The sequence below is a fragment of the Microbacterium hydrocarbonoxydans genome, from assembly GCF_900105205.1.
GTDB classification, from domain to species: domain Bacteria; phylum Actinomycetota; class Actinomycetes; order Actinomycetales; family Microbacteriaceae; genus Microbacterium; species Microbacterium hydrocarbonoxydans.
In genome coordinates, this window is sequence record NZ_FNSQ01000005.1 from 295793 (window position 1) to 310194 (window position 14402).

14 protein-coding genes are annotated in these 14402 nt (G+C 64.6%); 10 read left to right on the forward strand and 4 right to left on the reverse strand.

Going from position 1 to position 14402, the window contains the following annotated elements; genetic code table 11:
- Nucleotides 1-121 precede the first annotated feature (121 nt).
- From BLW44_RS01700 to dnaA, 4 genes are all read right to left on the reverse strand, one after another.
- Nucleotides 122-625, reverse strand: coding sequence for a DciA family protein (locus BLW44_RS01700; RefSeq protein WP_060926221.1), 504 nt, complete (start codon nt 623-625; stop codon nt 122-124).
- Nucleotides 618-1778, reverse strand: coding sequence for a DNA replication/repair protein RecF (gene recF, locus BLW44_RS01705; protein ID WP_060926220.1), 1161 nt, complete (start codon nt 1776-1778; stop codon nt 618-620). The genes BLW44_RS01700 and recF overlap by 8 nt, the downstream gene beginning before the upstream one ends.
- Before the next feature lie 89 nt (nt 1779-1867).
- Nucleotides 1868-3010 carry a DNA polymerase III subunit beta gene (gene dnaN / locus BLW44_RS01710; RefSeq protein ID WP_060926219.1) on the reverse strand — a complete coding sequence of 381 codons (1143 nt, stop codon included), beginning with the start codon at nt 3008-3010 and terminating at the stop codon, nt 1868-1870.
- A 494-nt stretch (nt 3011-3504) separates the two neighbouring features.
- Nucleotides 3505-5031, reverse strand: coding sequence for a chromosomal replication initiator protein DnaA (gene dnaA / locus BLW44_RS01715; protein WP_420811368.1), 1527 nt, complete (start codon nt 5029-5031; stop codon nt 3505-3507).
- A 185-nt stretch (nt 5032-5216) separates the two neighbouring features.
- On the opposite strand from dnaA, the gene rpmH reads away from it, so the two are divergent.
- The 10 genes from rpmH to BLW44_RS01765 all read left to right on the forward strand — a co-directional run bounded on the left by rpmH (nt 5217) and on the right by BLW44_RS01765 (nt 14394).
- Nucleotides 5217-5354 carry a 50S ribosomal protein L34 gene (gene rpmH / locus BLW44_RS01720; protein WP_022889115.1) on the forward strand — a complete coding sequence of 46 codons (138 nt, stop codon included), beginning with the start codon at nt 5217-5219 and terminating at the stop codon, nt 5352-5354.
- A gap of 6 nt (nt 5355-5360) precedes the next feature.
- Nucleotides 5361-5705: a ribonuclease P protein component gene (gene rnpA / locus BLW44_RS01725; RefSeq protein WP_074731528.1), complete on the forward strand. Its 345-nt coding sequence runs from the start codon at nt 5361-5363 to the stop codon at nt 5703-5705.
- Nucleotides 5702-6052 carry a membrane protein insertion efficiency factor YidD gene (gene yidD / locus BLW44_RS01730; protein ID WP_074731530.1) on the forward strand — a complete coding sequence of 117 codons (351 nt, stop codon included), beginning with the start codon at nt 5702-5704 and terminating at the stop codon, nt 6050-6052. Before rnpA ends, yidD begins: the two co-directional genes overlap by 4 nt.
- Before the next feature lie 3 nt (nt 6053-6055).
- On the forward strand, nt 6056-7126 hold the full coding sequence (gene yidC / locus BLW44_RS01735; protein ID WP_060926216.1) for a membrane protein insertase YidC: 1071 nt from the start codon (nt 6056-6058) through the stop codon (nt 7124-7126).
- The gene (locus BLW44_RS01740) at nt 7123-7614 is read left to right on the forward strand and encodes a Jag family protein (protein WP_060926215.1); all 492 of its coding nucleotides are present in this window, start codon (nt 7123-7125) and stop codon (nt 7612-7614) included. Before yidC ends, BLW44_RS01740 begins: the two co-directional genes overlap by 4 nt.
- A gap of 34 nt (nt 7615-7648) precedes the next feature.
- Nucleotides 7649-8272, forward strand: a complete 624-nt coding sequence (gene rsmG / locus BLW44_RS01745; protein WP_060926214.1) for a 16S rRNA (guanine(527)-N(7))-methyltransferase RsmG — start codon at nt 7649-7651, stop codon at nt 8270-8272.
- A 2011-nt stretch (nt 8273-10283) separates the two neighbouring features.
- Complete coding sequence (locus BLW44_RS01750; protein WP_060926213.1) at nt 10284-10760, forward strand: AAA family ATPase; 477 nt, start codon at nt 10284-10286, stop codon at nt 10758-10760.
- Nucleotides 10761-11039: 279 nt separating this feature from the next.
- On the forward strand, nt 11040-11915 hold the full coding sequence (locus BLW44_RS01755) for a ParA family protein (protein ID WP_245647363.1): 876 nt from the start codon (nt 11040-11042) through the stop codon (nt 11913-11915).
- Nucleotides 11915-12883 (forward strand): ParB/RepB/Spo0J family partition protein, encoded by a 969-nt coding sequence (locus BLW44_RS01760; RefSeq protein ID WP_082724484.1) that lies wholly within the window; start codon nt 11915-11917, stop codon nt 12881-12883. Before BLW44_RS01755 ends, BLW44_RS01760 begins: the two co-directional genes overlap by 1 nt.
- Before the next feature lie 62 nt (nt 12884-12945).
- On the forward strand, nt 12946-14394 hold the full coding sequence (locus tag BLW44_RS01765; RefSeq protein WP_060926210.1) for a sugar porter family MFS transporter: 1449 nt from the start codon (nt 12946-12948) through the stop codon (nt 14392-14394).
- The last annotated feature ends 8 nt before the right edge of the window (nt 14395-14402 follow it).

Sequence of the window (14402 nt, forward strand, 5' to 3'; positions counted from 1 at the left end):
CATCAGAGGGCATTCTCCACATCGATATCACGAACTCCCAGTCTAGCGGTCTTTCGAGACGATATGCGGCTGTGCGGCCACGTGTGGCCCTCTGAGCGTGTCGGACCCCATGCGTGGTGTCCTACCCATAGGTATCGCGCGGACCCCGCCCTGGAACGACTCTGGGACCCCATTTCCACGAGGGTACGTCCGGTCCGATGAAGCGGAGGTTCTCGACACCGGCATCCGGATACCGCCGACCGATCTCGGTGAGGATGGTCGCTCGCATGTACTGCAGGTTCTTCGCCCACGCCGTCGAATCGCACTTCACCGTGAGGACTCCGCGCTCGAGAGACACCGGCTCGGAGTGCTTCGCTGTGTCCGCTCCCGCCAGGTCGCCCCACTGCCGGACCAGATCCTCCCTGGCGAGGGTCTTCTGCCACCCGGAGTCCCGACTGAGCTTGTCGAGCACTGCTCCGAGCGCTCCGGGGTCGCGGCCGGGAGTGAACGGGGCATTGTCGTCGTCGGTCGTGATGCGGCGCTTGCGCTTCCACGTCTTCGAGCTCGGCTGCAATCCGCGCAGCCGCAGGTAGGTGGCGACGGTCTCAGGGGTCTCGGATGCCGGAACGGCGGCGATGTCAGTCATCCGACACCTCTCTCTCATCGCTGATCGTTCCCGCCGAGATGCGCACCACATGCGCATGCAGCACCTCGGGGATATCCTCCTCCACGGCCGCGGTGACCACCACCTGCTCATACGCCGCGGTCAGGGTCGCGAGACGTTGCCGACGATCGGCGTCGAGCTCGGCGAACACGTCGTCGAGGATGAGGACGGGATCGCCGGCGGGGGATTCGCTGCGGAGCAGTTCCGCCGACGCGAGCCGGAGTGCCAGGGCCACCGACCACGATTCGCCGTGCGAGGCGTATCCCTTGACGGGAAGACCCCGCACCCGCAGCACGAGGTCGTCGCGGTGCGGGCCCGTGAGCGTCAGTCCGCGATCGAGCTCGTTCGAGCGCTTCGCGAGCAGTGCGGCATGGAACATCTCCGCGATGTCGCCGGAGGTCTCGGCGGGGGCATCCACGCCCTCTTCGGGGTCGGCGCCGCGCACCGACAGTGCCCAGTCGAGTTGCGGGCGGTGATCTTCACCGGCGATCGCGGCGTAGGCCTCGGCCACCGGCTGCTGCAGGTCGGCGGCGAGACGCTGACGGGCGGTGATGATCTCGGCACCGAGCGACACGAGCTTGTCATCCCACACGTCGAGCGTGCTCAGTCCTTCGCCCCGCACGCCGCGTGCACGCGCGGACTTCAGCAGCGCATTGCGCTGCTTGAGCACCCTGTCGTAGTCCGCGAGGACGGATGACATCCGCGGCGTCCGCTGGATCAGCAGTTGATCGACGAACCGGCGACGAGCCGACGGATCGCCGCGGACGATCTGAAGGTCCTCGGGCGCGAACAGCACGACATGCGCGTAGCGGGGGAGTTCATTGGTCTTCGAGGGCGAGCCGTTGATCCGCGCCTTGTTCGATCCCTGTTTGTTGAGCTGCACCTCGACCAGCACCCGGCGCTCGCCGTGAGAGAGACGGGCGCGGATGATCGCGTAGTCCTGTCCCTCGCGCACCATCGGCGCATCGGACGACACCCGATGGGACCCGAGTGTCGCCAGGAAGACGACCGCTTCGGCCAGATTGGTCTTGCCCTGGCCGTTACGGCCCACCAGCACGTTCGGGCCTCGATGGAGCGCGAGTTCAGCGGTCGCGTAATTGCGGAAGTCGACCAGACTCAGGTGTTCCACGATCACGCAGTCAGCCTACCTTCGGGGTCCGACACCGGTTCCGGTCGCCGACCCGCTCGGGTGCCGGCCGACGCCGACACAGCTGGTCGACAGGATCAGCGCAGCAGCAGGTTGGGCTGGAGCAGGTACTTGAACGAGTCGAGTCCGGCCTGGTCGACCGAGGTCTGGCTGGTGATGAGCACCGGGCTGAGCTTGTTCGCGTTGTCACTCGAGGTGAACGTCACGCGGACGAACTCGCTCTTGACCGCGCCGAGCGCCTCGATCAGGTACTGGGGGTTGAGTCCCAGGGTGACCTCGTCGCCTCCGGAGAGGATCGCGTCGACCGACTCCGATGCGCGAGCGTGCTCATTGCCGGACGCGTCCATGGTGACGCCGTCAGCGGCGAATGTGAACCGAAGCGGTGCAGCGCGGTCGAGAACGAGCGACACACGACGGACGGCTTCGACGAGATCGGCGGTGTTGACGACCGCGTAGTGCTCGGTCTGCTCGGGGAACAGGCGCCGGACCGGCGGAAAGTTCCCCTTGATGAGCAGCGAGGTGACGGTCTTGTTGCCCGCCGTGAAGGCGATGATCTCGCGGTCACCCGCTCCGGAGAACGCGATCTGGATCGTGCCGGCGTGGCCGAAGGTCTTGCCGACCTCGAGGAGCGTGCGGGCCGGAACGAGCGCGCTGGTCTCGACGGCCTCGCCGTCCCAGGGGACGTCACGGAGTGAGACGCGGTAGCGGTCCGTCGCGACGAGGCTCAGGCTCTGGCCGGAGACCTCGAGCTGCACACCGGTGAGCACCGGGGTGACGTCGTCACGAGAGGCGGCGAAGCCGACCTGCGAGATCGCGGTGCCGAAGTCATCCGCCGGCACGACGCCCGACGAACCGGAGACCTCGGGGATCGACGGATATTCCTCGACCGGCATGGCTGCGAGCGTGAAGCGAGCCGAACCGCACGAGACCGTGATGCTGCCGTCATCCTCGACGGCGATCTCGATCGGAGCGTTGGGGAGTCGGCTGGCGATGTCGGAGAGCAGTCGTCCGTGGACGAGGATCGTGCCGGGGGTGTCGACCGTCGCCTCGATGGTCGTGCGGGCGGAAGCCTCGTAGTCGAATGCCGAGAGCGTCAGGCCCGAGCCGTCTGCCTCGATCAGGACTCCGGCCAGGATCGGCTGCGGATTGCGCTGCGGGAGGAGCTTGACGACGAATGACACAGCCTCGCTGAAGACATCGCGGTTGACCTGAAACCTCACGGGTGCTCCCTTGTCGTCGTTCTGAGACGCGTCGTCATCGGTCCTGCCAGTGCAGGGCTTCCCATGCTAGCCCCACAGTCGGGCGTATCCCTACGCCTGGGCCCAACCGGGTTCGCGTTCGACTTTCCCCACCGTCTGGTGATCGGATCGCCCTTGAATTGAATTAACTCCTTAACGGTGTTAACACCTGTGGATACTGTGGATAACTCGGTGGAAAGCAGACGCGAGTAGGGAACTACATGCTTGTCACTTGTGGAATCCCTGAGGAATCCGCGGGTGTGGAGGGTGTGGAGGGTCTCGGGCGTCGAGGTAGTTATCCACAGGTTGCCCGGTTTCCCACACATTCGTCCCGATGTCGACGCGATCCATCCACAAGTTATCCACATGTGCAAACTGGCATCGATCCGCAGCTTCATATGCCGCTCCGACGTACGAGAAGGGGCCGTGGCGTCCTGACGGACACCACGACCCCTTTCGAGCGACGGTCTGTACGATCAGCGGCGGCCGAGCTGCGTGGTGATCTCCGTGACCTGGTTGTAGATCGAACGACGCTCCTTCATGAGCTCGCTGATCTTCTTGTACGCGTACATCACCGTCGTGTGATCGCGGTTGCCGAAGAGCTGCCCGATCTTCGGCAGCGACAGGCTGGTGCGCTCGCGGCACAGGTACATGGCGATCTGGCGGGAGGTGGCGATCTGCTGGGATCTGCTCGAACCGTAGAGGTCGTCGACGGTGAGCTTGAAGTACTGCGCCGTCGCGGTGATGATGTCCGTCGGCGAGATGACGTTGTCCTCGGCCGTGTCGATGATGTCGCGCAGCACCGTCTGCGCGAGAGAGATGTCGAGCGCCGACCGGTTCAGGCTCGCGAATGCCGAGACGCGGATGAGAGCGCCCTCCAGCTCGCGGATGTTGGAGGACACGACGGTGGCGATGTATTCGAGCACTTCGTCGGGGATGTGCAGAGCCTCGCTCTGCGCCTTCTTGCGGAGGATGGCGATTCGCGTCTCGAGGTCGGGCGCCTGGACGTCGGTGATCAGGCCCCACTCGAAGCGGCTCCGCATCCGATCCTCGAAGCCGGTGAGGTGCTTGGGCGCGACATCGCTCGTGATCACGACCTGCTTGTTGTGATCGTGCAGCGTGTTGAAGGTGTGGAAGAAGGCCTCCTGCGTCTCCGCGCGGCCCTGCAGGAACTGGATGTCGTCGATGAGGAGGATGTCGACGTCGCGGTAACGCGCCTGGAACGCGGCGCCGCGGTTGTTCGCGATGGAGTTGATGAAGTCGTTGGTGAACTCCTCGCTCGAGACGTACCGCACCTTCACCCCTGCATAGAGGGACTGGGCATAGTCGCCGATCGCATGGAGGAGGTGGGTCTTGCCGAGTCCGGAGTCGCCGTAGATGAAGAGCGGGTTGTAGGCCTTGGCCGGCGCTTCGGCCACCGCGACCGCTGCGGCATGCGCGAACCGGTTGGACTGTCCGATGACGAAGTTGTCGAAGGTGTACTTCGGGTTGAGTCGTGATTCGTGCCTCAGCTGCGTCGGCTGCTCCATCGGCGACTCGACGCGGATCTGCTCCTGGCGCCCATAGTCCGCGACGGCTATCGGCGCGGTCGGCTGCTCGGCGAGCTCGTGGTTCACGACGACCCGATAAGAGGTGACCTCCTCGCCGATGTGGGAGAGGGCCTCCATGATCGGCAGTCGCAGCCTCTTGTTGATCTGCGCTGCGGTGAGGTCGTTCGGCACCTCGAGATAGAGGGTCGCGGCCATGACACCGGCCGGGACGGCGAGACTGAGGAATCCCTGCAGCTGTGGCGTCACTCGGTCGTCGGCTTCGAGGAGCTCCTGCACCGTGGTCCAGATGGGAACGTCGGGCTGGGCAGGTGATGACATGACGCTCCGTGCTGGGGGACGCGGAGGGTCGTCGAGAAAAAGGCGGCCCCCCTGTGGATAACTTCGGATGCCACGGTAGTCACAGCGGCTGGGAACGGCAACCTGCCTGCGTGAATCCGCGCGCGTGTTGCGCATACGTGCAGGCGAGGGGTTGTGGATAATAGCTGTGCGGATCGTGCAGCTGGTCTCATGTCGAAGCGCGCAGATTTGCTCTGCGCGCCGTCAGGACGTACCCTTAATCGGTTGACTTATGCCTGAACGGCAGATCCCTATGTCTCCGGTCAAAATGATCCCGGTGGCAGCATTCCCGGAGTGATTCCATGAGCAAGCGCACCTTCCAGCCCAACAACCGTCGTCGCGCCAAGAAGCACGGCTTCCGTCTTCGCATGCGCACCCGCGCCGGCCGTGCCATCCTGTCGGCTCGCCGCGCGAAGGGCCGCACCGAGCTCTCCGCGTAGTCCGCTGTGCTCGCCCGCCCGTTTCGTGTGACCCGCGGGAGCGACTATCGACTGGTCGTTCGACGTGGATCACGTTGTGGCGGAGCCCGCGTCGTGACTTCGATGCTGACGACGGGTGAGAGCAGAGCCGCGAGGTTCGGATTCATCATCAGCAAGCAGGTGGGCACCGCTGTGGTGCGCAATACCGTTCGCCGGCGACTCAAAGCCGTGTGTGCGGAGGCGCTTCCGCGAGTCCCCGAGGGCACGGATGTCGTCATCCGTGCCCTTCCTGCATCCGCCACCGCCACCTACGCCGAGCTCAGTGCTGACGTGAACCGGTGCCTCGATCGCCTCTCGCAGGCGCGGTCATGACCGCGCTTCCTGCGTCCTCGATAGGCTCGGCCGAGCTGCAGACGAGGGACATGCTGCGCAGCATCCCGCTGGTGCCGCGAAATCTGGTCCTCGGATTCCTTACGGCATACCGCAAGGTGATCTCTCCGATGTATGGAGATGTCTGTGCCTACTACCCCTCGTGTTCGGCTTACGCTGTAGGTGCGGTGCAACAGCACGGTGCCGTGCGGGGAACGCTGCTCTCGGCATGGCGCATCCTCCGTTGCAATCCCTGGAGCCACGGCGGCGTCGATGATGTCCGCCCGCACGAACACTTCCGCTATGACCTGACCGCCCACGGTTTCGTCGTCCCTGCCCGAAAGGATTGATCGGTGGGTCTTGACCTTCTGCTCGCCAGCACCACCCCGTCGCCGGAGCCCGCCGCCGGCGGCTTCGATCTGATCGGAACCATACTCTGGCCGCTCAAGTGGGTCGTCGAGCTCGTGCTCGTCGCCTGGCACTGGCTGCTCACCGCGGTGGGTCTGCCCGCGGCATCCGGTCTCACCTGGGTGCTGTCGATCGTCGGTCTCGTCATCGTCGTCCGTGCCGCTCTGATCCCGCTCTTCGTCAAGCAGATCAAGAGCCAGCGCAAGATGATGGAAATCGCTCCTGAACTGCGGAAAGTCCAGGAGAAGTATCGCGGTAAGAAGGATCAGCTCTCTCGCGAGGCGATGAGCCGCGAGACTATGGCGCTGTACAAGAAGCACGGCACGACGCCGATGTCGAGCTGTCTTCCGCTGCTCGTGCAGATGCCGATCTTCTTCTCGCTGTTCAGTGTGCTGAGCGACGTCACCAAGCACCACAACGCCAACACCGGTGGTGTCGGGTTCCTCAATGCGGAGCTCACCGAGCAGTTCTACGACGCGAAGCTCTTCGGTGTGGCGTCGCTGCACGAGACGCTGGGCAATGCGGTGGATGCCGGCAACACGACGGCCATCATCATCCTCGTCACTCTCGTCGTGCTCATGATCGGCTCGCAGTTCTTCACACAGCTGCAGATCATCTCGAAGAACCTGTCGCCTGAGGCCAAGACTGGCCAGGCGTACCAGATGCAGAAGATCATGCTCTACGTGCTGCCGCTCGGCTTCATCTTCTCCGGCATCTTCTTCCCGCTCGGCGTCGTCGTGTACTGGTTCATCTCGAACCTGTGGACCATGGGTCAGCAGTTCCTGGTCATCCGCGAGATGCCGACGCCGGGGTCCGAGGCCGCCAAGGCTCGCGAGGAGCGACTCGCTCGCAAGGGCAAAGCGATCGATTCGTCCGGCAAGGTCGTACCGATGGCAGCGTACGAAGCCGAGCAGCAGCGTCTGCTCGAGGAGGCAGAGCGTGCCAAGGCTCAGGCGCCGAAGCGTCAGCAGCCCGTAGGCAAGAAGCGTTCGAAGAAGAAGGGGAGCGGTTCGTGACCGACAACGTGACCGAGACCGTGGAGCCCACGGTCGCCGAGCTGGAGAACGAGGGCGACGTCGCCGCGGACTACCTCGAGGAACTGCTCGACATCGCGGATATCGATGGCGATCTCACTCTCGACGTGCGCCAGGGGCGTGCCTATGTGTCGGTCGAGGCAGAGGGTGACGCGCTCGCGCTGCTCTCCGCGCCTGACACGGTGCAGGCGCTGCAGGAGCTGACGCGCCTCGCGGTGCAGAGCAAGACCGGCTCGTTCTCGCGGCTCATCCTGGATGTCGGTGGATCGCGCGATGCGCGTCGTCGCGAGCTCGAGACCCTGGTGAACGCGGCAGCGGCCAAGCTCGATGAAGGAGCTTCGCAGGCTTCACTGCCCGCCATGTCGAGCTATGAGCGGAAGCTCGTCCACGACATCGCCGCCGATCAGGGGCTCGTCTCAGAGTCATACGGCGAGGGTGCCGACCGCCACACGGTTCTCCGTCGCCGGTGACGTTTCACGTGGAACATCGCTCGAAGGATGCGTCGTGAGCGAGCTTGAAGCCGAGCCCTCTGCGGCTGTCGATCTCTTCGGGGATCGCGTGGAACTGGCCCGCCAGTTCACGGCCGCGCTCGCGGAGCACGGCGAGGAGCGGGGGCTGATCGGGCCCCTGGAGCTGCCCCGTCTGTGGACCCGTCACGTGCTCAACAGCGCGATCGCAGCGCCGCTGTTCCATGGGTCGGTGGCAGACATCGGCTCGGGGGCGGGTCTGCCGGGTATCGTCCTTGCGATCGCCCGCCCTGACGTCCGTTGGACTCTCATCGAGCCGATGGAGCGCCGCACGACCTGGCTGACGGAGCAGGTCGATGCACTGGGCCTGGACAACGTAGAGGTACTGCGGTCGCGAGCGGAGGACGTTCCTGCGTCCTCACGTTTCGATGTCGTCACCGCCCGGGCGGTCAGTGCACTCAAGACGCTGATTCCGCTGACAGCGCCGCTGGTTCGGGACGGTGGAGAGCTCACCCTCTTGAAAGGGATGAATGCGGCGAACGAGATCGACGCCGCTCAGAAGCAGATCAAGAAGTTCCGCCTCTCGGACGTGCGGGTCGAGGTTCTCGGTGAGGGCGTGCTGCCCGAGATCACTCGCGTCGTCCGGGCTGTCGTCCGCTAGATCCCTCCGCCTTCTACCTGGCGGTCGTCCTCAGTGGGCGTGGAGCCAACGGCCTCAGACGGTCGTGACGAGAGCCGGTAGTTGAGCTGGATGCATGGGTCGACGTTCTGTCCAAGGATCGCACCCGGGATTGCGATGCGAACGTGCGGACGCGTGTACAGAGTATGTGCGCTACTGTCTGCGCTGAGCAGGCGTTTCACGTGAAACGCTGCCCTGGGATGCGCGTCTCTGGCGGCCCTCAGCTTATGGATGCCAGACGTGTGAAGAGAACGAGGCGTTCGGTATCGCGAGCTGTGGAGGGAGAGCTTTATGAAGCTACGGGAATCTCGAGGGTCGATCGCCTAGGTCCGGGACACCTGAGTGTCTCGCTGCTGGAGGCTGATGACCGCCGATCTCACCGTTCCAATGCACCGGTGTGCCCTTGCGGAGTATGAGTGGAGAGGATCGAGCCCGCGGAGTTGCGAGTGACTAGTGACAGGTTGAAGACCAGGAGTGGCAGGAAAGGCTGAGCCAGGCGTTGGCGTCCGGCCGATCCTGCAGATCGAGCCGCCCGCTGGGGGCGGCGATCCGCGCCGGGGGAGGGGTGTACTCGTTCATCGGTCCGGAGGGCTCACCGACTCACGCGGACGATGCGCGACCCGGTGCGAGATCAGGGGAAGAGACGCAGATGGACCGCGTGTACGGCGACCCGTCGGTGACCGGTGCGAGTTCGTATCGAGTGGGTGGGATGCCAGAGGTACCGCCGCCGCTAGGGAAGGGTCCCGGATGACGACGCCCCGTGCGGACAAGCAGATGTTTCACGTGAAACGGTCGGGCTCTGCGGTACGGATGACCAGTTCATGGGTACCCGACCCCCTGGTGCCGTAACTCAGAGGTGCGCCGAACATGGTGCGGCGACGGTCGAACTCCTGTTCGGTGCGCGTTCTGCGCGTTCGAGTGTTCCACGTGAAACACATGGCACACCCAGCAGTGCTCCGGCTCCGACTTGAGCCCAAACTCTTGCCCTGCTCTTGCGTCGGACTCGGGCCCTAGTCGCGCGTCGGACGGTTGTCGTGCGTTGGACTCGCGCTCTCGCTCTCGCTCTCGCCCTGACCATTCTCGGGCCTGGGCCGGACCTTGGCTCCGGGTGTCGCCCGGACTTTCGCTTCGGGGCTGGCCCAGGTTCTGAATCCGGATATTGACCGGACTCTGGCTTCGCCCTGGCTGGGATTCTCGGTATGGCCCGGAGCTGGGTCTGGATCGGGCGGCGTCGAGCTCTGGAGTCGACTCTGGCTCCCGAATCGGTCTAGGTTCCGGGTGGCATTGGGCTCGGATACTGAGGAATGCTGCCGACTGCTCAGTGCTGGCCATCAAGACAATAGGGCCGGGCATCGCGACAATTGGCATTTTCGCCCCGCGGGTTGAGCCAGAGCGGGGTCTCATCCAGTGTGCGCTCGACGGTCCCGGGTGCCGCGACGTGTTAGGTACAGTGATGCGCTGCCAACGCTGCCCGTGAGGATCCGCGGCGAGAGCTCTAAACTGCCGCCTTGCTGCGCCCTGTCTTCCGCCGCCTCGACTCTTGCTCCCCCCACATAGCGGTGCATTCCTGTAACGACCCGTTTCACGTGAAACACGATGCATCTGGGTCCTTCCGTGGATCCCAGAGTCGGATCCACGCTGATGAGCTGCCGTTCCACCTACAAGGGCACCGCGGTTGGGATCCAAGCACACGTCGCGAACTATTCGTCAGTGCGTCGTTGGCTGGCGATAGTCGTATTGCTCCTCCGATGATCGTGTCTGGGGGAGCGGGCCGATGATGCCTCGGTTGTGCAGGCGAAGGTGAATGCGGGTCCGGGCGAAGACGATTGCCCGAACCCCGCACCACAGGGTTGGGTTTCACGTGAAACAGCGGCGATGGCGCCGCATGAGTCTGGTTCCTCTCGCCCCGCCCACCGCAAAGGCACAGGGAACAGGGCTGGGCGCTGCACATCGGCGGTCGGAGCGGCCAGTCGTGGCCGTCTACGGTGGGGGAATGACTCGAATCCTCATCACGGGCATGTCGGGCGTGGGAAAGTCCACGCTGCTTACGACACTGAACGAGCGCGGGCACCTCACGATCGACACCGACTACGGAAACTGGAAGACCGCTGCGGGCTTGTGGGATCACAATCTGATGACCGCCGCGCTCAGTTCCCACACCGAGGTGATCGTTGCCGGAACCGTCGAGAACCAGGGTGATTTCTACGATCAGTTCGACCACATCGTCCTTCTCTCAGCCCCGCTTCCGGTGATCCTTCAGCGGGTCATGCACCGCACCGCGAACCCATATGGCAAGACAACCGCGCAGCGTGCGGAGATCGAGGAGAACTTGAAGTCCGTCGAGCCGCTTCTGCGCCGTGGGGCGACGATGGAGTTCGATGCCAGTCGATCGACGGCGGACATCGCGCGAACCATCGAGGCTCTGTTGGCCACGTCGGCCGTTTCACGTGGAACAACGAGCAACGAATAGTCACGCTCACCGCGTCGCGCGCACGACCGGGAGCACCTCTCCCAGTCGGAGAGCGTCGAGACGGGCATACGACTGTATGGTCTGGCGCAGCGGGGTACGTGGCGGGAGTCTCAAGGAGCGCACCGCGTACCTGCGCTACCGGGTGCTGCTGAGCCTGACGAGCGACCAGACCTCGTAAGCAACGTCCGCGATAGCGATTAGAGTGGAACTCGGCCCCGAAAGGAGTGGATGTTTCACGTGAAACAGCCCGAAAAGGCATCACCGAAGGATTCATTCGGGATGGATACGCCGCTCGCGCGGGAACTTGCCGACCTCTCCGCTCGACGCCGCACGCTGGACACGGTCCGGATCGACTTCACGGGTGATACCCGCGTCCTGACGGTCTCCAACCAGAAAGGCGGCGTCGGCAAGACGACCAGCGCCGTCAACATCGCTGCCGCTCTGGCCGATCTCGGTGCGACCGTCCTCGTCATCGACCTCGACCCCCAGGGCAATGCATCGACGGCATTGGGCGTTCCCCACAACGCGGACACCCCCAGCGTCTACGACGTGCTCATCGAGGAGTTCCCGCTGGCGGAGATCGTGCAGCAGAGCCCCGAGAACGAGCGCCTCCTCTGCGCCCCCAGCACGATCCATCTCGCCGGTGCCGAGATCGAGCTCGTCGCGCAGGTGGCGAGGGAGCACCGGTTGCGCCGCGCCGTACACGACTACCTTGCCGAGCATCCGGTGGACTTCGTCATCATCGACTGCCCGCCGTCCCTGGGACTCCTCACGATCAACGCCTTCACTGCGGCCGACGAGGTGTTCATCCCGATCCAGTGCGAGTATTACGCCCTTGAGGGCCTCAGCCAGCTGCTCGGCAGCATCCAGATGATCCAGAAGCACCTGAATCCGGGGCTCCATCTCTCGACGATCCTGTTGACGATGTTCGACGGACGCACGCGCTTGGCGCAGCAGGTCGCTGACGAGGTCCGCACGCACTTCCCGGAACAGGTGTTGAACACCGTCATCCCGCGTTCGGTGCGGGTGTCGGAGGCGCCGAGTTTCGGCCAGACCGTGATCGCCTACGATGGGCAATCCGCCGGCGCCGTCGCCTATCGTGAGGCAGCTGTCGAGATCGCGTCGCGCACAGCGACGCAGAGCAAGGAGAAATGATGGCGAAGCGCACTGGACTGGGTCGAGGCATCGGTGCACTCATCCCCACGGCCGATCAGAGCGAGCGTCCCGTGGACGTGTTCTTCCCGGGCGCGAACCTGCGTCCGACCACGGAGCAGACGAGCGATCAGCCGGCCCCGGCCGAGGAGCTCGAGGTCATCCCCGGAATCCATCTGATCCACATCGATCCTCAGAAGATCGTCCCGAACCCGCGTCAGCCGCGTACCCACTTCAACCCGGAGGACCTTGCCGAGCTCGTGCACAGCGTCCGAGAGTTCGGCGTCCTGCAGCCGGTCGTCGTGCGTCGTAACAGCGACGGCGAGTACGAGCTCATCATGGGGGAGAGGCGCACGCGAGCCGCCAGGGAGGCCGGTCTGCCCGCGATCCCTGCGGTGGTTCGTGAGACGGCCGACGAGGATCTGCTCCGTGACGCTCTCCTCGAGAACCTGCACCGTTCGGAGCTCAATCCTCTGGAGGAGGCGTCCGCCTACCAGCAGCTGCTCGAGGACTTCGGCATCACTCAGGAGGAGCTCGCGACGCGGATCGGACGATCGCGTCCGCAGATCAGCAACACGATCCGCCTGCTCAAACTGCCGGTTCCGGTGCAGCAGCGAGTCGCGGCCGGAGTGCTGACGGCAGGGCATGCGCGAGCGATCCTGAGCTTGGACACCCCCGAGGCCATGCAGCGCCTGGCCGACAAGGTCGTGAACGAAGACCTGTCGGTCCGCGCGACCGAGGTCGCGGCCAAGACCGAGCCCGCCGCTCCGGGACGCACCGCGAAGCCGACGCCGGGTGCACGTCGGGCATATCTCGACGAGGTGGCGGGCAACCTCGGTGATCGCCTGAACACGCGGGTCAAGGTGTCACTCGGTGCGCGTAAAGGCCAGGTCATCATTGATTTCGCATCCATCCAGGATCTCAATCGCATTCTCGAGGAACTGGGCGAATCGGGCTACGGCTCGGCGTGATTCCGCCTCGTCGGGTCTGAGCGGACGTAGACTCGCCGCATCGCCACGATGAAGGGGAGACCATGTCCGCAGCGCCGAGTCCATCCGGTTTCCAGCGAAAAGTCATCGCGGTCAGTATCGCCGCAGCACTAGGTGGCTTCCTCTTCGGCTTCGACACGGCGGTGATCAACGGGGCGGTCGACGCCCTCGCCGGTGACGTCTCCGGATTCGACCTCGGCGTCGGACTCAAGGGCTTCGCTGTCTCGTCCGCCCTGATCGGCTGTGCGATCGGTGCCTGGTTCGCCGGCCCGATCGCGAACAAGCGCGGCCGCATCCCGGTGATGGTGGTGGCCGCGGCGATGTTCTTCATCTCCGCCATCGGGTCGGGCCTCGCCTTCAGCGTCGTGGATCTGATCATCTGGCGCGTCATCGGCGGACTGGGAGTCGGAGCCGCATCCGTCATCGCACCCGCCTACATCGCCGAGGTCTCGCCGGCGAAGATCCGAGGAAGACTCGGTTCCCTGCAGCAGCTCGCCATCGTCACAGGCATCTTCGCGGCACTGCTTTCAGACGCCCTCCTCGCCAACATCGCCGGAGCTGCCGACCAGCCGTTGTGGGGACTCACGGCCTGGCGGTGGATGTTCATCGTCGAGGCGATCCCCGCACTGGTATACGGCATCATGTCCCTGCGGCTGCCTGAATCTCCGCGCTATCTGGTGCGCCAGGGAGACATCGAACGTGCCTCGGAGGTCCTCCAGACCGTCACGGGCACCGTCGATGTGGACGCCAAGATCAAGGAGATCACCAGCACGATCGACACCGAGCGCAAAGAGTCGCTGCGCGACTTGCGGGGCAGTCGGCTCGGGCTGAAGCCGATCGTCTGGGTCGGCATCCTGCTGTCGGTCTTCCAGCAGTTCGTCGGGATCAACGTCATCTTCTACTACTCGACGACGCTGTGGCAGTCCGTCGGCTTCGATGAGTCCAGCGCCCTACTGACGTCGGTGATCACCTCGGTGACCAACATCGTCGTCACGATCATCGCGATCCTGCTCGTCGACAAGGTCGGGCGACGCATCATGCTGCTCGTCGGCTCGGTCGGCATGACCGTGACGCTCGGCCTCATGGCAGTGGCGTTCTCGTTCGGGACACTCAATGCCGAGGGGACCGCCACACTGCCCGACCCGTGGGCCACCGTGGCGCTGATCTGCGCGAACGGATTCGTGGTCTTCTTCGGCGCCACGTGGGGCCCGCTCGTGTGGGTGCTGCTGGGCGAGATCTTCCCGAACTCCATCCGTGCCGGCGCACTCGCCGTCGCCGCGGCAGCGCAGTGGGTCGCGAACTTCTTCATCTCGACGACCTTCCCGATCTTCGCCGACATCGGCCTCACATTCGCCTACGGCTTCTACGCGTTCTTCGCCCTCGTGTCGTTCTTCTTCGTGTACTTCAAGGTGCCGGAGACGAAGGGCAGGGAGCTGGAGGAGATGACGGACGAGCTGAAGGTGGAGCGCCGAGGTACCCGCAAGGCGACGTAGGCTGGAAG

Excerpts from the sequence above, each read along its gene's own strand:
- BLW44_RS01700 (WP_060926221.1), bottom strand. The coding sequence starts at position 625 with ATGACTGACATCGCCGCCGTTCCGGCATCCGAGACCCCTGAGACCGTC.
- dnaA (WP_420811368.1), bottom strand. The coding sequence starts at position 5,031 with ATGCGCAACACGCGCGCGGATTCACGCAGGCAGGTTGCCGTTCCCAGC.
- rpmH (WP_022889115.1), top strand. The coding sequence starts at position 5,217 with ATGAGCAAGCGCACCTTCCAGCCCAACAACCGTCGTCGCGCCAAGAAG.
- yidD (WP_074731530.1), top strand. The coding sequence starts at position 5,702 with ATGACCGCGCTTCCTGCGTCCTCGATAGGCTCGGCCGAGCTGCAGACG.
- BLW44_RS01750 (WP_060926213.1), top strand. The coding sequence starts at position 10,284 with ATGACTCGAATCCTCATCACGGGCATGTCGGGCGTGGGAAAGTCCACG.
- BLW44_RS01755 (WP_245647363.1), top strand. The coding sequence starts at position 11,040 with ATGGATACGCCGCTCGCGCGGGAACTTGCCGACCTCTCCGCTCGACGC.
- BLW44_RS01760 (WP_082724484.1), top strand. The coding sequence starts at position 11,915 with ATGGCGAAGCGCACTGGACTGGGTCGAGGCATCGGTGCACTCATCCCC.
- BLW44_RS01765 (WP_060926210.1), top strand. The coding sequence starts at position 12,946 with ATGTCCGCAGCGCCGAGTCCATCCGGTTTCCAGCGAAAAGTCATCGCG.